Below are 19,121 nucleotides of genomic sequence, written 5' to 3' on the forward strand. Positions count from 1 at the left end.
CCACGAATGGGCTATTATTCAATCGGTTAGTTAATGGTAAAAAGCAACTGGGTACATTTAAAAACACAGTCGCAAAAAACACCCGTCAACCTGGGTTATGAGGCTGATTGAGGTGTTAAATGTGAAATTATCGGGAAATCCGATCAATATATGCAATAGGATATAGCAAAAAGGCCTATAAAACATTAGGTTTTATGGATATTCTTATCATTTTTCAGGTCAATTAAGGAAATTCCCACTATGAGTTATGCAACTGCCCAATGTCTGTGTGGAAAAACAGGAATCAGCGCGCCAAATCTGGGTGACAGTATTGGTGCTTGCCATTGTGTCATGTGTCGCACCTGGTCAGGCGGCCCCATGCTTGGAGTGGATGGTGGCGAAGGATTAATTCTCGAAAACGAAGCGCATATCAGCGTCTTCAGCTCTTCCGAATGGGCCGAGCGCGGATTTTGTAATGTGTGCGGCACTCACCTCTTCTATCGCCTGATAGACAGCAACAAGTATTACATCCCCGTCGGCCTGTTTGCGGATAGCGATAAGTTTCATTTTGATGAGCAGATCTATGTTGAGCAAAAGCCGCATTACTATGACTTTGCCAACAAAACCAAAATGATGACCGGCGACGAAGTGGTGTCTGAATTTGAGGAACAAAGTCCTGAGAAAACGCCGGATGATTTGAAGAGTTATCCTTAGTTTGACAGGTAATTTTATCGTTGCTTGAAGCAAAGAGCAGATCCTGACTTTCGTCAGGATGACATGTCGGGGGGGGGAGTTATATCGGGTCAAGAGTTAATTGATTCTTGATGGTTAGCGGCTCTTTTGGATAGGTAGTCACCTGAGGTTTGCTCAATCATAGAGCTCGATTCCCGACCCACACTCATGTCATCCTGAACTGGATTCAGGATCTGCTTTTTTCTTTTAATCACGCTAGGAGATTGCCTTAGGGTTGAAACTTTTTCCTACGAGCCCACCTTAAATTTTCCAAGCAAATTCGAACGCTTGGGAACAATGTTAAAAACGGCAGTAAAAGGATTTACTATGAAGGAATATTACGTCTATATCATGGCATCTACAAAAAATGGCGTTCTTTATATCGGGGTAACTGGAAACCTTCTGAAGCGTGTTTATCAGCATCGAGAAGGCATAGTCGAAGGCTTTAGTGAGCAGTATAAAACCAAGCGACTTGTTTATTTTGAATCTTCAACCGATATAACATCATGCATTGAGCGTGAGAAGCAGCTGAAGAACTGGAAGCGTCAATGGAAAAAAGAGCTTATTGAGAAAACGAATCCCCAGTGGGAGGATTTGTGGCATAAAATTGCTTCTTAATGTTTAGTGAAGTTAGGCACAAGACTTTTGGAAAGAGCAGATCCTGAATCCAGTTCAGGATGACATGATCTTGGAATAGGTGTTTTCCTTTTATAGTTGAGAGAATTACAGTCTACAGCTTATAAAAAGAATATTATCTTAAGGTGTATATCACTTCTATGTGCTGTCCACTTTCAAATAAGCCATGCCTTACAGGCTTGTCATCCTGAACTGGATTCAGGATCTGCTCTTTTCTCTTATGTAATAACTAAAGTCTAAAGCAACTCACTCAAGGCTGAATACATCAACTTACACCCTAACCCAAACAGCAGTACATAAATGATGTTAAGGAACATTTTCTGGGATAAATGGGCCTGCAGCCATTTACCTAGCGCAACGCCGATTAATGCAACCGGTATTAGTAGTGCACCTTGCCATAGGATTTGTGTGTTGAATTGTTCAAGCGCGATGTAGGGGTAGAGTTTAAACAGGTTGATAGCGGCGAAGAAGTAAACGGCGGTGGCGAGATATTCTGAGCGCTGTAGTTTTTGTTTGAGCAAGAACATGTTGAGCGGTGGGCCTCCGGCATGGGCGAGGAAGCTGGTGAATCCTGCGCTGGCTCCGGCGACTGCTGCCAACACTGTATTGGGTTTCTTTTGGTTGTTACTTTCCTTGTTGGGCAACAATTGCATCAATACAAATGCGATGGCGATAACGCCCAAAATGAAGCGTATCCAGTCTTCTGACAGTTGATCAGCGGTGGCATAACCGATAGCTACGCCGATGAGGGAAGCTGGAATCAGTGCAATTAACAATTTGCGATTGTATTGTCCCCACCAGAGTTTGACACTGAATCCATCCATGATGATCAGCAATGGCAACATTAAGGCGATGGCTTGCAGGGGTGGCATCACCAGTGACAATAGGGGTACGGCAACCGCGCCTGCACCACCGGCAAATCCCGACTTGGAGATGCCTGTGATGAGGACTGCGATTACCGCGAGGCTCCAGTATAGAATTATTTCAGTCAACGATTGTCCTTAACAAACTGCAACTTTAGTTCAGCGGCGCCATGTCAAAAATCAGCACCTCGGCTTTGTCAGCATCGGCAAGCTCAATAGTGGCCCCGGCTTCGAAACCCGCACCATCACCTTCATTGAGGTCGTGCCCATTAACCTGAACACTGCCACGAGCAACATGTAACCATGCTTTGCGCTTTGCTGACAACTGGTGCGATGCGGATTCTGCGCCGTCAAACAGGCCTGCATACATGTCCACATCCTGTCCGATAGTGACCGAACCATCACGACCGTTCTGCGAGGCAACCAGTTTTAATTGACCACGCTTCTCATCATCGCTGAAGGCTTTTTGCTCATAACCGGGCTCTGTGCCCTGCTCCGCTGGTAAAAACCAGATTTGCAGAAAGCCTGTAGTATTTTCCTGGTCGTGGTTAAATTCGCTGTGGGTGACTCCGGTTCCAGCCGACATCCGTTGTACTTCGCCGGGACGAATGACACCATCATTGCCCATGCTGTCTTTATGGGCTAAGGCGCCCTCTAAAACATAAGAGACAATTTCCATATTCTGATGGCCGTGGGTTTGAAAACCCGCTCCGGCGCGAACCTTGTCATCGTTAATCACCCGCAAGCTTTCATAACCCATAAACTTGGGATCATAATAATGACCAAAGGAAAAGGTGTGCGAGGTATTTAGCCAACCGAAATCAAAGTTTCCACGCTCATTAGCTCGACGAATCAACATAACAAACTCCTTAAATATGGTTTACAGGAGTTAGCTTAGGCCGTGCTTGAAATAACTTCAACGCATAGAAATCGATAGCAGATATACGTGAAATGCATAGTCATTCGTTGTCTGTGCCCGTCACGATACTAACATCTTCGCCGTCAGCGGAAACTTGCACCTGAAACTCAATAGGACGACAGCAAATCTGGCAATCTTCTATGTATGACTGTTGCATAATGGAAGGATCAATAAGAATGGTTTGCGGCTCACCGCAGTAAGGACAATAAATGGTGGATTCGATTTGTCTAAGCATGTGCCATTCTGGATCAGCTAACCGAGCCTTGGCAAGTCAGGAGGCAGGTTTCAGTGCAGCTTTTTCATCAGGTTCATAGCTGACCACTTCAATACGGTTGCGACCGGTTTTCTTGGCTTGATACATGGCAATGTCTGCATCTCGGGTAAACAAGGAAGAGCTGGAATCATAAGGAGGAATGCCGTAGCAAACACCGGTGCTGATTGTTAGATATGGGCTAACCGCTGAATATTGGTTTTCAATTTTGAGATCGATAATAGATTGTCTGAGCTGCTCTAAGTGCTGCAATAAACAATCGACACCATTTTCCAAGGTTGCTACAACCACAAACTCTTCACCACCAAATCGAGCAACCAGGTCGGCTTTTCGTGAGAAGCTTTCTGAAATTTTTTCGGCCACTGCTTTCAAAGCTTTATCACCTTCCAGGTGGCCATAGTGATCGTTGTACAACTTGAAGCTATCAATATCGATAAAGATCACTGCCATGGTTGCTTCGAGTCTTTGATGCACCGCCCACAAGCGATCCAGTTCCTGCCCAAAGTAACGGCGGTTATGTAAACCGGTCAATGAGTCGCGACTGGCCAATTCTTGTAGCTCATCCTTCAAGCTCAACAGACTTTCGTGCCTTTCCTGGATACTTTGCTCTTTTTCGACTCGTTCAGTCACATCTTTTTGCACTGCGATGTAATGCGTTAACTGATCATGAGCAGAGAACACCGGAGAAATACTTAATTCAGTCCAGAAAGGTTCGCCTGACTTTTTATGATTACGGAAAGTGACACGACAAGATTCTTGATTAATAACCGCTTCACGGAGCACTTCAAGTTCAGGTTGTTCTTCAGTGCCTTCAATATAAAACCAGTAATCATTACCAATGACTTCATTTGCTGTATAGCCGGTTAATAATTCAAAGGCGGGATTAACAAAAATGATTTGGCAATCATCACCGGTAATTTCAGATATAACAATGCCATCCACCGTTGCTTTCAAAGCTTCGGCGAGCAGGTCGGATGAAATAGAGCCAGTGCTCTTAGAAACAGTGCCCTTTTGAACAGTGTTCTTTGCCATTACTATATCGATTATGGTTGATAAAGCAGGCTCAAATAAGAAAGGAGAACCCACTATTAACTCATGGCAATTTATCCACAATTGCACTCAATGAGCTCACAATAACACCCCCGAGTCCCTAGGAAGCGCTAGTTTTATAACAGAACTTGGTTAATTTTAACACAGTTATATTGTAGGGTTATTTGTTCACCAGGAAAATATTAGAGAATCTTGATATGCATCAAGAAGTAGGACTTTAGTCATTAAAGTGGCAAAACTTAGCTTATTTCTACTCGCCATGGTGGATTAAGCCTGTTCTCGCCAGCCCAATACAATTTAATCTTGTTGCCACTTGGATCGTAAAGAATGGCTTCCCGCCACAAATAACTCATGTCAGTTGGCAATTGTTCAAACTCAAAACCTTTTTCAATCAGCTCATCAACCCATTCGTCTAAAGCCTCATGCTCAAAGTAAATGGTTGCGCCCGAGCCATTAGTGTCTGGTTCCAGCATTAATGAAAAAGTTGAGGGGGCGACAATATCAGAGCTGACAGGGCACTCAAATCGAGCATAGTGCGGCGAATCAACAATCTGTAAAAAGCCCATACGACGGTAAAATTCTGTCGCTTTCGGTATGTCATTTACGGGTAACGTGACTTGATTGAGGTTCACGGTTTTAAATCCTTATACTTATTAACCAAGAAAAAGTCGAATACCATAGCCAATAGTAGCCAGCGTTAAAACTCCGGCCAGCCACAAACCTACAAACCAGAGGGCTTTTTGCCAGCCTGGTTTATAATTTTGATCCTGCTTTTCACTCATTAGTGATAGGCCTCATTCGCTTTAACTTTCCCGCGGAACACCCAATAAGCATAGGCAGTGTATCCAATAATAATGGGTAGCAATGCTGCGGCACCTACCAACAGAAACTTCAAACTATCATCGGGAGCGGCTGCTTGCCAAATCGTAATCGACGGCGGAACCAGATTCGGATAGAAGCTGATGAGAATGCCGATGTAACTGAGCACAAACAGACCAATCGCATACATAAATGGACTGGTCTCCCGACCTTTGCGCAGACCATTGAGTAATTGAAAACCGCAGAACAGCACTGCTAGTGGCACTATAATCAAATAATACAAGTTGGGCGCATCAAACCAGCGGTGCAAATATTGCTGTTCAATAAATACCATCCATAAACTGATAATGCCAATGAAGAGTAACGTTAACCAGGCTGCGATTTTAGCAAATTGAACGGATTGTTTTTGTAGCTCGCCAGTCGTTTTCATATTGAGCCAGGTCGCGCCCAATAGAACGTAACCCATGGCCAAGGCAATGCCGGTTGTGATGCTAAATGGCGTTAACCAATCCCACCAACCGCCGGCATAGGCACGATCGGCAACGGTAATGCCTTGCACTAATGCGCCAAGCGCTATGCCCTGACATAAAGTGGCAACTAAAGAACCAAGAAAGAAACCCCGATCCCACCAGTCTTGTGAGTTTTTTGTCCGCCAGTGGAACTCAAAAGCCACGCCGCGAAAAATCAAACCGAGCAACATTAAAATAATCGGCATGTACAAGGCGGGCATAATCACCGAATAGGCCAGCGGAAAAACAGCAAAGAGTCCACCGCCACCCAGCACCAACCAGGTTTCGTTACCATCCCAGATCGGTGCCACCGAGTTCATGGCTGTTTCCTGGTCAGTTTTGTTTTTAATAAAGGGAAACAGAATGCCAATACCGAGATCGAAGCCGTCGAGAATAATGTATGCCAAGACCGCAAAGGCAATCAGCCCTGCCCAGATCATCGCATAATCTATGCCAATAGAATCAATCATTGGTCACCCTCCCTTTTTGTGCCATCTGTTATACCATCCGACTTATTCGCCACCCGGTTGGATAGAAATACGGTCGTTTGCGAATCATCATCGACTTCGATCACTTGCGATGGCCGTTTACTCATTAGCCGCATGGTGTACCAGACACCAGCGCCAAACACGATAAAGTAAACAATCATGAATGCGAGTAATGAGGTCGCGACTGCTGGTGCATCCAGCGGTGAGGCCGAATCAGCGGTTTTTAACAAACCGTAAACCGTATAAGGCTGGCGCCCTACTTCAGTCACAAACCAACCAGCAACGGTCGCAATAATACCCGAGGGGGCAAAAATAATGGCTACTCGTAACAGCATAGGGGAATCATAAAGTTTCTTGCGTGCGCGTAAATACAGACTCCACAAACCTATCGCGATCATACCCATTCCAATCGCCAACATGATGCGAAAACTCCAGAAAACGATCGGCACATTCGGCCATTCATCTTTGGGAAATTGATCGAGGCCGACCAGCTCACCATCAGGGTCATGCGTCAAAATCAAGCTGGCTGCTTTAGGGATTTTGATGGCGTAATCGACCGTTTCAGTTTCACTGTTAGGCATCCCAAACAAATAAAGAGGAGCCCCTTTTTGGGTCTGATAGTTACCCTCCATTGCCGCGACTTTTGCTGGCTGATGTTCCAGCGTGTTTAAGCCATGAAAATCACCAATTACCAACTGCAGTGGCGCAACCAATGCCGCCATCCACATCGCCATGGAAAACATTAGGCGCGCCACTTCATTGCGCTCGCCCTTCTTGCGAGCTTGGAACAAATGCCAGGCACCGACACCACCGACCAGGAAAGCTGTGCTTAAGAAAGCGGCCGTCGTCATGTGTGCTAGCCTGTAAGGAAAGGAAGGGTTAAAGATTACTTCGAACCAATTGGCCACTACAAACTGACCAGCTTCATTAATGTCGTAACCGGTTGGGGTTTGCATCCAGCTGTTAACGCTTAAAATCCAGAAGGCCGACATCAGGGTGCCGATTGAAACCATTAGCGTGGCGAAGAAATGTAAGCCCTTGCCTACTTTGTTCATACCAAACAGCATGACGCCTAAGAAACCGGCTTCAAGGAAAAAAGCTGATAGAACTTCATAACCCATGAGCGGACCGAGAACAGGACCGGTTTTATCGGAGAATACGCTCCAATTGGTACCGAACTGATAACTCATCACCACACCGGAGACCACGCCCATACCAAAAATAATGGAAAAGATTTTGAGCCAATATTTAAAGGTAGCGAGATATACAGCCTTGCCGGTTTTTAACCAAAGGCCTTCAAGAACAACGAGATAAGCGGCTAACCCGATGGATAAGCCAGGGAAGATGATATGAAAAGTGATGGTGAAAGCGAACTGAATTCTCGCCAGCAGCACAGCATCGAGCAGCTCCATCCATAACCTCCTTTATTTAAAGAGAGAATTGACCCAGGTCAAGACTAAAACCATCATACCGTGCAGGCTAATGGATACAAGGCACTTTGCATGGTCTTTGCAGGATATTTAGTATGGATAAAGTGAGTTGGGATTAGTTTTTGTATGGATTAAAAAGCCACTAAATTTAGGATGAAGCTAAGCAAATATCGATTTTACTATAGCTCTTCCTCAGTTTTCTTTTTAACATATTTGCCCATAAACCATTCGAAAAACACATGGCTATTCAAATAACCTCGGAAGCCAATTAAATAAACTATCACCACTAAACTGTAAACCATGGCTAAAAAACCAGTCAAGGTTAAAAAGTCTTTGGCGATAATCATTAGATTAAGAGCTTGTAGGAGCACTACCACATACAACATAGCGCGCATAAACTTCCATAAGGGGCGAGCCTTTATGACAATGATTAGATTACTGATCAGCATGCCACCCAGTAAAGTCCAATGGGCTAATGCAGTCAGCATTTCACTGCTGGATTGAACATAAAGACGATACAGTGACCATAAAGCGATCAATATGATCACTGTATTCATTAACAAAACTATTTTTGTACTCTTAGGCATTTGTATAGGTGTTCTCGTAGGTTATAGCTACCATCTTTTTGTGAGCCGGACGCCAAAACTTCGACCTTCGGCATAAGGCGCGACATCATCCGATGACGAAAAGTATTCTTCATCAAAAGCATTGTCAACGAAGATTGATAAATCAAAGTTATCAGCTAAGGCTTTTTTAAAGCCAAGTTTACCGACCCAGGCAGCTGGCGTCGCTTTTTCACCGGAACCGAAGTCATCTTTAGAAAGCCGGTATTGTAGCGAAAAGTCGAGCGACCAGCCATTAGCAAAATACTGGACTCTACTTTGCAAACGATTGGCCGGAATATCAGACAGTGTATTGTTATCCTCATCTTTGCCTTCAACAAACATAGCGCCAAGACCTAATTGCCATTGATCATTGAGCACAAAATTAGAATCAAACTCAGCACCATAAATTATGCCATTGTTAAGATTACGATAAGTTAACGAGCCCGGCGAAACTTCTATTCGTTCAATATAATCACTGACTTTTTGATGATACAGATTCACTTTGATCTGCTTATTCTGATTACCGTACTGTAGTCCCAGATCAAAGCTCAGCGAGCGCTCTTTGCTAAGATCCGGATTGCCAATGACTTCCCCTCGTCCCGTTGTGCCTGTGTAAAACCGCTCACTCACCGTAGCAAATCTTACTCCAGTTCCAATATTGGCAGTCAATAAAACATTGGAAGTTATAGGTTGAGACAAGCCAATAAAGCCGGTAACTGCATGATCGGAGATTGACTCATAGCCTTGGTTAGTTTGATGATTATTAATCAAGCGAGCCCCCATTTGCCATTTGGTTTCTCCCCACAGTCGATTTAAAGTTGCATAGGTTGCAATTTCTCTTTCTGTCGCACCATTAAGACTTTGACTCAAGGTAACGCTACTATCGGAATAGGATAACTCTTGCTCTACTGCATCAATATTAGCTCTTTTAAATCCATCCACTCCCCACAACCCCTCAACAGAGGCAGCTGGTGCCTTCCAGTTGTTTTCAAAGTGGAAGCCGTAATCCTGCGATTTATTGACTACAGAGTTTTCGCGCTGCCCGGGTCTAATGGTTAGGGTTTCAATCTCATTAGGATGTAGATAAATACTGGCCCGCCAGTCTACTCCTTGGGCGCTGAACTGACTTAACAGATGTCTTTCAGAAGGTACCGTTACTAAGCGATCAGGATATTGCGTGCTGGAACGGCCAATGTCATCACCATCGCTGATTAAAAGCATCCACTCATAATCAATTCCGTCTAAACTCCAGTGCTTGATAAAACTACCGGACAGCTGGTTATAAGCATTATTTAACTCATTACCATAAGCATCTTCGCTATTATTTGAATACTGCCTGGCTATTACGGCTGACCAGTCTGTGTCGCCGGTGCCATAGATTTGACTATTTCTATTGCCTTGTGTCTGGTAATCAGCCGAGAAAAATGAACCGTTAAAAAAGCCTGGTGATAGCTTAACCACACCACCCAAACTGCCAGACTGATACAGCGTCGAAGCGGGTCCCCTGGACACTTCAGCATGGTCTAATAATAGAGGATGTAAAAATGAGCTTGCTACGCCAGCTCTTCGTTCCGCTTTAAGCGGTATATCGGACACATAGGTTAACACTCTATGTCTTGAAAGACCGCGTATGGAATACACCTGAAACAATCCAGCCTGACCGTTTTCGGCTACGCCTGGAACTTCTACCAGCATATCTAAAATAGTCGATGGGTCAATGGTTAGTTGAGTTGGCGAGACTAAACTTGAAACAGTGTTCAAGTCAGTGAAATGCTTTGGTGCACGACTTGCCAGAATGGTTATTTTTTCAGGTTGAGATGATTCATCGGAAGCATCAGCAGCGATTGAATCTTCACACAAGTCTGGGCAATTGTTTTTATCGCTGTTTATCGCCTCAGTAGCGCTTGTAAAACAACTATAGAAACTCATGAGCACAAAACTCAATACTAAATTTTTATTCATTTCCAATCACATATCAATAATCAAAGCACAATGAAAAAAGCACTGGTGGAGACCACCAGTGCTTTTTATTTTAGAAAATACGATTAAGAAAGGTATCTTCTACGTCTTGCTAAACCAGCTAATGCTAATAGCGCAAGAATAACCAATCCTGTGCTACCACCACCGCCACGAGAAGGGTCTTTATTAATAGTCAATGTTGCTTGACTCGTTCCCAAATCGGCTTTACCGGCGTTTGATAACTCAAACTCAAAGTCCAGTTTAGAGTCTTGGTCTGTATCAATGGTCTCAATGGTTACAACTTTATCCGCAGTTTCACCATGGGCCCAGGTTAAGGTACCTGATGCTTCATTAAAGTGAGTTCCTGCAATGGCTGTGCCATCGATCGTTGCATAATCAACAGTTACCTGATGATCAGAACCATCAACACGAGATACCGTAACCTGAATTGAATTACCATTTCTCACAGCACCACTGTCACCACTGATACCTAGCTCACCAAATACAGGCTCTCTTACGGTCAAGCTAATAGTCTTAGCAATGGTTCCATATGGAGTATCATTACTTAAAATTGCTTGAGCTTCATAAGTACCAAGAGGCAAGTCTAGAGTTGAAATATTAAACTCCAGATCAACAGCACTATTAGCATTAACTGTACCAGTTGCAGCAGATAGCGTTACCCAGGTTGGTGTTATATCGCACACACCAGTTTCACCAGAAGTGATGCCCACTACGGTTTGTCTGGCTTGGTTAACCGCCCACAAGTTGCCATCACAATCTATGGCAAGACCCGCTTGACCACCATCCATTAAGTCTTCAAGAACATCATCACCATCAGTATCAACCGAAGGGAAAACAATCTGACCAATTGGGTCTAACTCTGGTGTCGAAGCATCAAGAACCACAATGTCAGGCTCAACACTTCCAGCAACATCATTCGACATCACAAATAAATGATTGGTCGATGGGTTTAATGCAAGACCTGAAACCGCTAAGTCAACGTTTATAGAGCGAAGAATATTACCTTCCGCATCAAACTGATGAACCACGCTGTCATTCCAAGAACCGGCATAGAAGGTTCCAGAAATAGGGTCATAAGCTAAACCACGCTGTGATGTGCCAAACTCAGGACAGATTTTGTTGCCCGTTACGGTTTGGGCAACAGGGTCAATTTCATGTATACAGGTGTTATTCGTAACCGAAACCTGCCATAAGGTCTGAGTACGTGCGTTGTATGCAAGATCCGCTGCGTAACCAACAGTAACCGCGCTAGTATCAATTAATTCACCAGTCTTAGTTCCGTCAGTTGTGTATTGATGCAAGGCATCAAGCTCAGCTCCGCCTGCAGTAACGTCACCAACCCAGATATCTGAAGTTGATTTATCGAACCCAATACCCCAGCCCAAAGTCAGATCTGTTGGAAACTGGTCAACAAAATCGACTGCAACTTCAGGAGCACTAGGCGCATATGAACGATAACGAATTTTCTTAGTATCAAACTCCTGTAATGCTTTAGGACCAAATCGACGAGTAGCCTGATCATAAATACCATAAGGTTTACTCACCTCTTCAACGTCACGAGTTAGGAATAACAAAAGTTCGTAGTTGGCGTTTGCATTACCAACATTTTCAAGAGAAACATTTGCTGTTTCCTCAACTTCAGCAGCTACCTCTAAAACGATCTCTCCAACTTCTAACAGGCCCGCATCAAGCATCACAGGCTGTCCTAAATCAAATTGGGTAAGATCAACTGTTTGAGTTTGGTAGTTGTTTGCAGAAACTTCGACTTCAGTAACTCCATCAGAACCGATAAACAATCTGAAGAAACCATCTTCTAAGCTTTCATCATCCGGAGTCGCTACAGAGCTTGCTGCAGATGACGAGCCACTAACACTTGCTCCATTAAGAGCCAGTTGAGTGTTATTATCAACAATGTAACCGCTTGCGTAGTAACCACCATCAGCTATACAGCTAGGGGTTCCAAAAGCTACATTGTCAATGTAAGCGTACCACTCGTAATCAGCTTCATAGGCAAATCGAATCTGGAAACTGGTTGCGCTAGAAAGCTCTGTCGATAAGTCGATAGAAAGACTATCTACAGTATTAGTCGGTACAAAATCATAAACTGATACCCAGCCAGAATCGTCAACATTGATGTCAACTGTATACACATCACTACCAGCAAAAGTTCTAAATAAACTGGTGAAAGAAAGTGTTGTAGACTCAATATCAGCTACATTGATAACAGGAGAGACCAATAGTGAACTTACCAAATTGCCAGCGCCAGCTGCATCACTATCAATTGCTGCGGCTTCACCGTCAACATTCAACAAGTTACCCTTTGGCGCTGTAGAGGCTGCTTGCCACTCCATACCCGAACCAGTGATATCTTGGACGGTCCAACCGGTTGGCGGCACGCCTGCATCGAAACCTTCAAAGAAAGTGTTCCAAACATACCCCTTCGCCGTACAGTTAGAATCTATTTCTAATGCGAAATCTCGAACAGGTGTATTTTCTGGAAGAATGTCATAGCTTTCTTTTAGATAACCTGGGTCAATCGCAGTAGCTCCAATTTTTACTAAGGTACCTTCATAGGCCTCTAACGAATATTGGCCAGTTGCCGGATCAGTAAAGGTAGAAATTGTTGCTCCGGGCGCCGTGATAGTTACTTCAGCATAAAGCGGAGTTCCAAGACCAGAACCATCTGTCACTACACCACTAACAATAACCTCATCAGCTTCATCAAGCGACACATCAACGTCTTCAACTTCATCTTCTGCAAGATCAATATCTGTAACACTTGCCGCAAGATAGCCGTACTTAGTAATCTCAAGGTCATACAAACTGTCAGCAGGCAGTGTTAAAGAATAATTACCATCAGCATCAGTCGTAGCAGTCGCTCCGCCAGTAGCAACTCTAGCACCCTCAACAGGGTTACCAGAACTATCGGTTACTGTGCCTTCAATATAACCTTTTGGACCAGCTACACAATCATCAAACTTGAAGCTACCAATGTAGGTTGACCAACCTGAAGAATTATTATTAGCCGCTTTGTAATACTCAGTGGTATACCAGAAAGTACAGTCGTCCACCGGGTCAACACTTAAGCTACTGTAGTCACCCCAACGATTAGCACCTGACTGAGAACCCTCACCTGCTTTGAGCTCTTGCTCAGCTACGGTTAAAGTATCAGCTGGATCATCTTGATAGCGACCACTAAAACGAATTGAAGGGAATGTTGCTGGACCTGACACACTATAAGCAACACCAATGTTGCCTACCGCATCCATTGCAGCACTACCCATCCAACGTGAGTTACCGTCGTCTAAGTTGAAAGTGCCTTGGTTAGCAACAGAGGCGTCACCAGTAGTGCCATCAATATCAAATTCATACCAACGTACGCCAGCAATATTTGTGTCAGAAGCAGAACCAACCACGGTATGGTTTGCTACTAATTTATGATCGGTACCATTCAAAAAGCGGTAAGCCAAACGGAACATCATACGCTCGCCAATCGCATCGAGTCTTTGAGCATTTGGCTGAACAATACAGTCACGCGAGAAGCCACACACTCCTCCGTTGTAATCTGCAACAGCTAATGTGTTTTTCAGGTTGAAACTTGAATTTGCTGGGTTATCCCAGTCAACATCAAATGTCCAAACATCCATGGTATTTAGAGCCGCGCCTGAAGTGACAAAATAACCAGGCATACCTTCTGGTGGCAAAAAGCTACCATCAATGTCAGCTGGCATTGGCGTGAAGGTGTTTGGATAAGACGTTTCAAGATCAATGATCACCTGTTGTGCAGGCTGACCAGCAAGCATCTTGTCACGCTCATAGGCAACTACACCAGAACCTGCAAAAGACAAACCAGGTGTTGCAAACTGATTAACGCCCATATAATAGGCATCAGTCCATACACCAAAATGAGGATAGTCATTAAACTTGGTTGTACTATAAGCAAAATCATACAGATAATAGGCACCTGTAGGATCGTTTGTTTGAGAGATTGCAATACATTCTCTGTTATCAGTGAATCCATCTGTGAATGCAAATTGACTCAGCATCCATCTATCGGCTGCACTATCATATAAAACAATAGGGTCACCACGATTGGTTGATTCGCACAAACCACCGAAACCTGACCACAGCTGGTTAATTGCAATTGGGCCGGCTAACTGATTGCCTTCTTTGTCCCAAATTGCTAAAGCAGTATTAACCATTTGTACAACATGGTTAGGACCAACATCAGCAACTGTATCTGGCGGAACCGCACCTGTTACGTTACCCATGCCATCGAAACCAGTTTCGACTGAAGGAATTAAAGGAGAGAAAGCATCACGCTTTTGTTGAGTTTGAAGAACAGGATCACCTGCAAAGTCTACATTTTTCTGTAATATTTCTTTTGCAAAAGGATGATTTTGATTGGGAACTTCTCTAATCAAATCGACACCAGGTATTTTCTCACCTGATTGACTTAATTTGTATTTACGAGCGTTGGTAATTTCTGGTAACGGTTTAGCCACAGTAAGCAAAGGCTGACTGAGTTTTGGTTTTGACAATACGACCTTAACAGAATCACGATCTCCTGCCTCGGCAACATTAGCCCCCCCAAAGATAGCAGTGGTACCTAACAAGCCTGCTATGCACAACCTGACCAAAGTTTTATTGGTATTTGACACAATAACTCCTTGAATAGATTTCATTATTTGATGAGTATTAAGCCCCCCCTCCACCACCTGATTTTTGGTTAGGTGATTTTCCTGAGCCACAATTTTATAGCACAACTCCCCAAGACATACTGTAGAGAGTTGTAGTTATTTGTAGCTATCTTGCTGCTAAGTTTATATATATTTGATCAGCCGGGAGGCCTGAATTCAATCTATTGGTCAGACTCTTTATCTTCTTCCTTATATTTCTTATCGATTAATTCTTTTGGGTATTCTGGATTAGGCACTTCGCATACCCCATGTTCATTTTTAAATTGCTCTTCGCAATCCTGCTCTTTTAGCTCTGTCTCTTCAGAGATTTCAGATATGGGTCTGCTTTCTTTTGGGGTTGACGTTTGTTGATTTTCAGTAACATCATTCTCACCATCAACTGAATCTTTTGCGCAACCAGATAATAGAAGAGCGCCACCGGCAATACTGCCCAGGAATACCAACTTTGAAAGCTTATTCATATATTCACTCCTTATAATAACTTTTGCTACTTATATGTTACCTTCCTTTTAGAGCTTACTGATTATGCCTGTCTTCTAATAGTTCAATTTTGTATCCATCGGGATCTTCAGCAAAAGCCAATACCGTAGTGCCATGTTTCATAGGCCCCGGTTCGCGAGTAATATTACCGCCAGCTTGACGAATTTTTTCACAGGCTTCATACACATCGTCCACGGCAATCGCGATATGGCCGAAAGCATTGCCCATATCATAGTCGTCGGTATCCCAGTTATAAGTCAATTCAAGTACGGTATTGTCTTTCTCCTCGCCATAACCGACAAAAGCCAATGTAAAGCGGCCAGACTCGTAATCATGCTTGCGAATCAATTTCATTCCCAGAACATTGGTGTAAAAGTCTAGTGCTTTATCCAGATCTCGAACCCGTAGCATAGTGTGTAAGATTCTCATTATTCCTCCCAAGGTTATTTGCCGGTTACGCTTTAGTTGCAAGCATGACTTGCGTATAATAGCCGGCCATTATAGCAAGTAAATGGTTAAGCGCCTTAAGGCACGAATTTTATGCACAGCATTACAATAACTCGTCCAGACGACTGGCACATCCACCTGCGTTCCGGCGCAGCCTTGCAACATACGGTTAAAGACGTCGCCCGCCAATTTGCGCGCGCGATAGTGATGCCCAATCTTGTACCCCCTGTAACCAATGTTGAGCAGGCGAAAAGTTACCGTGATTGCATCTTGCGCTACAAAGCCGATAACGCTGAATTTGAGCCTTTAATGACTTTGTACCTAACCGATAACACTTCAGTAGAAGACATTGAAGAGGCTGCTCAGTCTGACTTTGTCAAAGCATGTAAGCTTTATCCAGCTGGGGCGACCACCAATTCAGATTCAGGTCTGACCGATATCGAGAAGGCTTACCCAGTTTTCGAGAAAATGGCTGAGCTTGGGATGCCATTATTGGTGCATGGCGAAGTCACATCTCCAGAGATCGATGTATTTGATCGTGAAAAGGTGTTCATTGAGACCAAACTGCGTCCAATCATTGAACAGTTCCCCAATCTCAAAGTCGTGCTGGAGCATATCACCACCAAAGATGCGGTTGAGTTTGTTGCATCGCAAGGCCCAAACGTAGCCGCGACGATTACTGTGCACCATTTAATGCTTAATCGTAATGACATGTTGGTCGGCGGCATTCGCCCTCACCTTTATTGTTTACCTATTCTTAAACGCCAGGAACATCAGGCGGCCTTGATTGCAGCAGCTACTTCAGGATCACCGAAGTTTTTCCTTGGCACTGATAGCGCTCCTCATACTAAAGAGAAGAAAGAAACGGCTTGCGGCTGTGCGGGTGTTTACACCGCTTATTCTGCGATTGAGCTGTATGCTGAAGTGTTCGAAACTCATAATGCACTCGACAAACTAGAAGCATTTGCCAGTTTTTATGGCCCTGATTTTTATGGTCTGCCACGCAACACTGACACTATAACTCTTGTAAAAGAGTCTTGGAAAGTGCCTAAAAAGCTGTGTCTTGGCAACGATACACTGGTTCCATTCCGAGCAGGCGAAACCATCGAATGGAAAATCAGAGACAATGATTAATCTGAGCATGAAGGAGCGATTTCGAGGCTTCTTCCCCGTTATTATCGATGTCGAAACAGGTGGTTTTAATGCAGCAACCGATGCTTTATTAGAGCTGGCTGCAGTTACCACCGGTTTTAATGAGCAAGGTAAGCTTGAAATCAAAAACAGCTATCACTTCAATGTCGAGCCTTTTGAAGGTGCCAACATTGAGCAAAAGGCTTTGGATTTTACCGGCATTGATCCTGATAACCCATTGCGGGGAGCTATTTCAGAACATAAAGCCTTAAAATCCCTGTTTAAAGATCTTCGCACCGAACAAAAAGATGCTGAGTGCAATCGATGCGTTCTGGTCGGCCATAACTCCTGGTTTGACTTGAGTTTTTTGAATGCTGCCAGCGAACGTGTTGATATTAAACGTAATCCTTTCCATCCTTTTACCAGTTTTGATACAGCGTCATTATCAGCTTTAATGCTCGGGCATACCGTGCTCGCCCAAGCCTGCGATTTGGCTGGCATTGAGTTTAGTCAGAAAGAAGCCCACTCAGCATTGTATGACGCGACCAAAACAGCTGAGTTATTCTGCTTGCTGGTTAATCGCGCCAATCAATTTTAAAACGCCTTGTGAACTATTGGCTGTTGTATAAACAACGGCCACAAAGCTCCTCGCAGGTCATCTGCAAAATTAGCGCCTTCTCCACCAGTTTCAGTCGCTCTGGCGTTGCCGCTCTTAGTTCTTCATAACTGACCAGCCCAGAATCAAACAAATCATTCAGCCGCCGACCTTTCCAGCAAGCCACTACAGCTCCAGAATCAGGTTCTACTAATTGCAACTCTGGCTGTGGTTTATCCAGCCATGCATTAATCATATACGTCATTCTTAACCCTTTTTGTTATCGTATCGCTCAAATAATTCCAAACAACTCAAATGAGAATAGTTATCATTCGCGCAATATGCAATAGCCAATCTCCATTTTTATTAAAAAGTTCACAGCTCGGGGTGCATTCCAATTAAATTGCACTTATGCTTAGGGAAATATTTACAACTCGATATGGTTAATTAATGATGATAAAACAAGCGCTTACCGCTGTTACCCTGCTGACTGGATTAGCAGTTGGAGCTCACGCTATGGATAAACCTTCAAGCCCAAAAGCCAAAACAGCCATCGTTATCCATGGTGGTGCCGGAACCATCTTAAAGTCGAAAATGACTCCAGAGATTGAGCAAGCTTATATTGAAGCCTTGGAACATGCGCTAAAAACCGGGCACGCCATTCTGGAAAAAGGCGGTTCGAGTACTGAGGCGGTCAAGGCAACGATTGTGACCATGGAAGACTCTCCGCTGTTTAATGCTGGCAAAGGCGCAGTATTTACCCATGAGGGTAACAATGAACTGGACGCTTCCATCATGGTCAGCAACGATTTATCAGCCGGAGCCATTGCAGGCGTCAGTCATATTAAGAACCCCATTCTGCTGGCGGATAAAGTCCGTACCGATTCAAAGCATGTATTAATGGCTCGCGAAGGCGCTGAAGAATTCGCCAAGGAACAAGGTTTTGAATTAGTTGATCCACAGTACTTCTTTACCCAAAATCGCTGGGACCAGCTGCAAAAAATCATCAAAGAAGATCCAGATAAGATGCAACTGTCAGAAGACGAAGCCAAGAATTCTAAATTCGGTACTGTCGGTGCAGTAGCGCTGGATAAAGATGGCATCATCACCGCAGGCACATCTACCGGTGGCATGACCAACAAGCGCTACGCCCGCATTGGAGATTCTCCGATCATTGGGGCTGGTACATACGCCAATGTACATTGCGGTATTTCAGCAACCGGTCATGGCGAGTACTTTATTAGAGCTGCAGTTGCTTACGACATTTGTGCATTAGTGGAGTACAAAAAAGAAACCATTCAAGGCGCTGCTGACATTGTTATCCTCGACAAACTCAAGAAGATGGGCGGCGACGGTGGCGTGATTGGTCTGGATAAAGACGGTAATATTATGATGAGCTTTAACACGCCCGGTATGTACCGTGGTGCAATCGACGTAGATGGCAACATCACGATTGAAATTTATCAGAAAAAATAAAGCCCATAGCA

20 protein-coding genes are annotated in these 19,121 nt (G+C 44.1%); 5 read left to right on the forward strand and 15 right to left on the reverse strand.

Going from position 1 to position 19,121, the window contains the following annotated elements; genetic code table 11:
• Nucleotides 1-240: 240 nt before the first annotated feature.
• Nucleotides 241-693 (forward strand): GFA family protein, encoded by a 453-nt coding sequence (locus KKOR_RS08615; RefSeq protein WP_015780734.1) that lies wholly within the window; start codon nucleotides 241-243, stop codon nucleotides 691-693.
• Nucleotides 694-782: 89 nt separating this feature from the next.
• On the opposite strand, the gene KKOR_RS13590 is transcribed toward KKOR_RS08615, so the two are convergent.
• Nucleotides 783-926 carry a hypothetical protein gene (locus tag KKOR_RS13590; protein ID WP_187287319.1) on the reverse strand — a complete coding sequence of 48 codons (144 nt, stop codon included), beginning with the start codon at nucleotides 924-926 and terminating at the stop codon, nucleotides 783-785.
• 112 nt (nucleotides 927-1,038) lie between these two features.
• Here KKOR_RS13590 and KKOR_RS08620 point away from each other — a divergent pair, with 112 nt between their 5' ends.
• The gene (locus tag KKOR_RS08620; RefSeq protein WP_015780735.1) at nucleotides 1,039-1,329 is read left to right on the forward strand and encodes a GIY-YIG nuclease family protein; all 291 of its coding nucleotides are present in this window, start codon (nucleotides 1,039-1,041) and stop codon (nucleotides 1,327-1,329) included.
• A gap of 254 nt (nucleotides 1,330-1,583) precedes the next feature.
• On the opposite strand, the gene KKOR_RS08625 is transcribed toward KKOR_RS08620, so the two are convergent.
• The 13 genes from KKOR_RS08625 to gloA form a co-directional block, all read right to left on the reverse strand.
• On the reverse strand, nucleotides 1,584-2,339 hold the full coding sequence (locus KKOR_RS08625; protein WP_015780736.1) for a sulfite exporter TauE/SafE family protein: 756 nt from the start codon (nucleotides 2,337-2,339) through the stop codon (nucleotides 1,584-1,586).
• A gap of 25 nt (nucleotides 2,340-2,364) precedes the next feature.
• A complete protein-coding gene (locus tag KKOR_RS08630) occupies nucleotides 2,365-3,069 on the reverse strand; it encodes a pirin family protein (protein ID WP_015780737.1) in 705 nt (234 codons plus the stop codon).
• Between the two features lie 100 nt (nucleotides 3,070-3,169).
• Nucleotides 3,170-3,364 (reverse strand): CPXCG motif-containing cysteine-rich protein, encoded by a 195-nt coding sequence (locus KKOR_RS08635; RefSeq protein WP_015780738.1) that lies wholly within the window; start codon nucleotides 3,362-3,364, stop codon nucleotides 3,170-3,172.
• Nucleotides 3,365-3,400: 36 nt separating this feature from the next.
• Nucleotides 3,401-4,432 (reverse strand): diguanylate cyclase, encoded by a 1,032-nt coding sequence (locus tag KKOR_RS08640; RefSeq protein ID WP_143715058.1) that lies wholly within the window; start codon nucleotides 4,430-4,432, stop codon nucleotides 3,401-3,403.
• A 257-nt stretch (nucleotides 4,433-4,689) separates the two neighbouring features.
• The gene (locus KKOR_RS08645) at nucleotides 4,690-5,082 is read right to left on the reverse strand and encodes a VOC family protein (RefSeq protein ID WP_015780740.1); all 393 of its coding nucleotides are present in this window, start codon (nucleotides 5,080-5,082) and stop codon (nucleotides 4,690-4,692) included.
• A 21-nt stretch (nucleotides 5,083-5,103) separates the two neighbouring features.
• The gene (locus tag KKOR_RS13430) at nucleotides 5,104-5,232 is read right to left on the reverse strand and encodes a DUF2474 family protein (protein ID WP_015780741.1); all 129 of its coding nucleotides are present in this window, start codon (nucleotides 5,230-5,232) and stop codon (nucleotides 5,104-5,106) included.
• Nucleotides 5,232-6,248 (reverse strand): cytochrome d ubiquinol oxidase subunit II, encoded by a 1,017-nt coding sequence (gene cydB, locus KKOR_RS08650; protein WP_015780742.1) that lies wholly within the window; start codon nucleotides 6,246-6,248, stop codon nucleotides 5,232-5,234. Before cydB ends, KKOR_RS13430 begins: the two co-directional genes overlap by 1 nt.
• Nucleotides 6,245-7,678, reverse strand: a complete 1,434-nt coding sequence (locus KKOR_RS08655; protein ID WP_015780743.1) for a cytochrome ubiquinol oxidase subunit I — start codon at nucleotides 7,676-7,678, stop codon at nucleotides 6,245-6,247. The genes cydB and KKOR_RS08655 overlap by 4 nt, the downstream gene beginning before the upstream one ends.
• A 197-nt stretch (nucleotides 7,679-7,875) precedes the next feature.
• Nucleotides 7,876-8,253, reverse strand: coding sequence for a hypothetical protein (locus tag KKOR_RS08660; protein ID WP_228638579.1), 378 nt, complete (start codon nucleotides 8,251-8,253; stop codon nucleotides 7,876-7,878).
• A gap of 57 nt (nucleotides 8,254-8,310) precedes the next feature.
• Complete coding sequence (locus KKOR_RS08665) at nucleotides 8,311-10,263, reverse strand: TonB-dependent receptor (protein ID WP_143715059.1); 1,953 nt, start codon at nucleotides 10,261-10,263, stop codon at nucleotides 8,311-8,313.
• Nucleotides 10,264-10,346: 83 nt separating this feature from the next.
• Nucleotides 10,347-14,942, reverse strand: coding sequence for a carboxypeptidase regulatory-like domain-containing protein (locus KKOR_RS08670; RefSeq protein WP_228638583.1), 4,596 nt, complete (start codon nucleotides 14,940-14,942; stop codon nucleotides 10,347-10,349).
• Nucleotides 14,943-15,142: 200 nt separating this feature from the next.
• Nucleotides 15,143-15,442, reverse strand: a complete 300-nt coding sequence (locus KKOR_RS08675; protein WP_015780747.1) for a hypothetical protein — start codon at nucleotides 15,440-15,442, stop codon at nucleotides 15,143-15,145.
• A 55-nt stretch (nucleotides 15,443-15,497) separates the two neighbouring features.
• Nucleotides 15,498-15,890, reverse strand: coding sequence for a lactoylglutathione lyase (gene gloA / locus KKOR_RS08680; RefSeq protein WP_015780748.1), 393 nt, complete (start codon nucleotides 15,888-15,890; stop codon nucleotides 15,498-15,500).
• A gap of 111 nt (nucleotides 15,891-16,001) precedes the next feature.
• Here gloA and pyrC point away from each other — a divergent pair, with 111 nt between their 5' ends.
• Both pyrC and rnt read left to right on the forward strand, forming a co-directional pair.
• Nucleotides 16,002-17,042, forward strand: coding sequence for a dihydroorotase (pyrC, locus tag KKOR_RS08685; protein ID WP_015780749.1), 1,041 nt, complete (start codon nucleotides 16,002-16,004; stop codon nucleotides 17,040-17,042).
• Nucleotides 17,035-17,637, forward strand: coding sequence for a ribonuclease T (gene rnt, locus KKOR_RS08690; protein WP_015780750.1), 603 nt, complete (start codon nucleotides 17,035-17,037; stop codon nucleotides 17,635-17,637). Before pyrC ends, rnt begins: the two co-directional genes overlap by 8 nt.
• A 13-nt stretch (nucleotides 17,638-17,650) precedes the next feature.
• Here rnt and KKOR_RS08695 read toward each other — a convergent pair whose 3' ends face one another.
• The gene (locus KKOR_RS08695; protein ID WP_015780751.1) at nucleotides 17,651-17,899 is read right to left on the reverse strand and encodes a hypothetical protein; all 249 of its coding nucleotides are present in this window, start codon (nucleotides 17,897-17,899) and stop codon (nucleotides 17,651-17,653) included.
• 188 nt (nucleotides 17,900-18,087) lie between these two features.
• Between KKOR_RS08695 and KKOR_RS08700 the strand changes: the two genes are divergently transcribed.
• Nucleotides 18,088-19,110: an isoaspartyl peptidase/L-asparaginase family protein gene (locus tag KKOR_RS08700; RefSeq protein WP_041296197.1), complete on the forward strand. Its 1,023-nt coding sequence runs from the start codon at nucleotides 18,088-18,090 to the stop codon at nucleotides 19,108-19,110.
• Nucleotides 19,111-19,121 lie beyond the last annotated feature (11 nt).

The sequence above is a fragment of the Kangiella koreensis DSM 16069 genome, assembly GCF_000024085.1.
In the GTDB taxonomy this organism is placed as follows: Bacteria; Pseudomonadota; Gammaproteobacteria; order Enterobacterales; family Kangiellaceae; genus Kangiella; species Kangiella koreensis.

Excerpts from the sequence above, each read along its gene's own strand:
- KKOR_RS08615 (WP_015780734.1), top strand. The coding sequence starts at position 241 with ATGAGTTATGCAACTGCCCAATGTCTGTGTGGAAAAACAGGAATCAGC.
- KKOR_RS08695 (WP_015780751.1), bottom strand. The coding sequence starts at position 17,899 with ATGACGTATATGATTAATGCATGGCTGGATAAACCACAGCCAGAGTTG.
- gloA (WP_015780748.1), bottom strand. The coding sequence starts at position 15,890 with ATGAGAATCTTACACACTATGCTACGGGTTCGAGATCTGGATAAAGCA.
- KKOR_RS08640 (WP_143715058.1), bottom strand. The coding sequence starts at position 4,432 with ATGGCAAAGAACACTGTTCAAAAGGGCACTGTTTCTAAGAGCACTGGC.
- pyrC (WP_015780749.1), top strand. The coding sequence starts at position 16,002 with ATGCACAGCATTACAATAACTCGTCCAGACGACTGGCACATCCACCTG.
- KKOR_RS08665 (WP_143715059.1), bottom strand. The coding sequence starts at position 10,263 with ATGAATAAAAATTTAGTATTGAGTTTTGTGCTCATGAGTTTCTATAGT.
- cydB (WP_015780742.1), bottom strand. The coding sequence starts at position 6,248 with ATGATTGATTCTATTGGCATAGATTATGCGATGATCTGGGCAGGGCTG.
- KKOR_RS08620 (WP_015780735.1), top strand. The coding sequence starts at position 1,039 with ATGAAGGAATATTACGTCTATATCATGGCATCTACAAAAAATGGCGTT.
- KKOR_RS08660 (WP_228638579.1), bottom strand. The coding sequence starts at position 8,253 with ATGAATACAGTGATCATATTGATCGCTTTATGGTCACTGTATCGTCTT.
- KKOR_RS08675 (WP_015780747.1), bottom strand. The coding sequence starts at position 15,442 with ATGAATAAGCTTTCAAAGTTGGTATTCCTGGGCAGTATTGCCGGTGGC.
- KKOR_RS08655 (WP_015780743.1), bottom strand. The coding sequence starts at position 7,678 with ATGGAGCTGCTCGATGCTGTGCTGCTGGCGAGAATTCAGTTCGCTTTC.
- rnt (WP_015780750.1), top strand. The coding sequence starts at position 17,035 with ATGATTAATCTGAGCATGAAGGAGCGATTTCGAGGCTTCTTCCCCGTT.
- KKOR_RS13430 (WP_015780741.1), bottom strand. The coding sequence starts at position 5,232 with ATGAGTGAAAAGCAGGATCAAAATTATAAACCAGGCTGGCAAAAAGCC.
- KKOR_RS08635 (WP_015780738.1), bottom strand. The coding sequence starts at position 3,364 with ATGCTTAGACAAATCGAATCCACCATTTATTGTCCTTACTGCGGTGAG.
- KKOR_RS08700 (WP_041296197.1), top strand. The coding sequence starts at position 18,088 with ATGATAAAACAAGCGCTTACCGCTGTTACCCTGCTGACTGGATTAGCA.
- KKOR_RS08630 (WP_015780737.1), bottom strand. The coding sequence starts at position 3,069 with ATGTTGATTCGTCGAGCTAATGAGCGTGGAAACTTTGATTTCGGTTGG.